Consider the following 757-nt stretch of genomic DNA (forward strand, 5'->3'; position numbering starts at 1 on the left):
AACAAGGTAGCCGTACCGGAAGGTGCGGCTGGAACACCTCCTTTTGGAGCCTTGTGCTTTACGAACGGGATCCTGCTTTCGAGGGACTTATGATTACTTTTTTTTGCATTAATATTAATGGAGACTTAATCTCAATGGGGGATTAGCTCAGTTGGCTAGAGCGCTTGCTTTGCACGCAAGAGGTCATCGGTTCGACTCCGATATTCTCCACATTGTTCTAAAATGTTAGAACAGAAAGATCTTTGACAGAATGGGAAAAACTTTGAAATTATTTTTAATTAAATGATTTCACTCAAAAGAAAAGCAAGAGAAGGGTATACAGGGAATGCCTAGGCTTTTGGAGGCTACGAAGGACGCGACAAGCGGCGAAACGCTTCGGGGAGGTGCACATGACCTTTGATCCGGAGGTATCCGAATGAGACAACTCAGCATGTTGAAGACATGCTTATATAGCCAACCCGGGGAACTGAAACATCTAAGTACCTGGAGGAAAAGAAAACAATAGTGATTCCGCAAGTAGTGGCGAGCGAACGCGGAAGAGTCCAAACCAGTTGAGTTCCGGCTTGACTGGGGTTGTAGGACCTCGATAATCGATATAACGTGAACTGGAATGCATTGAAAAGTGCAGCCGCAGAGGGTGACAGTCCCGTACAGGTAAGTGTTATAGAGAGCGAGAGTTCCTGAGTAAGTGGGGGCCGGTGAAACCCCCATTGAATCCGGCGGCACCATCCGCCAAGACTAAATACTCCCAAAAGAC

Annotated in this window: 1 tRNA gene and 1 rRNA gene; both read left to right on the forward strand. The window is 46.6% G+C overall.

Features of this window, described 5'->3' with window-relative positions:
• Nucleotides 1-136 precede the first annotated feature (136 nt).
• Nucleotides 137-210: transfer RNA gene (locus ACXAHM_RS26290), tRNA-Ala, on the forward strand.
• Between the two features lie 87 nt (nt 211-297).
• Nucleotides 298-757: ribosomal RNA gene (locus ACXAHM_RS26295) — 23S ribosomal RNA — on the forward strand; the annotation flags it as partial.

The sequence above is a fragment of the Flammeovirga sp. AWQ4_249 genome, from assembly GCF_056161045.1.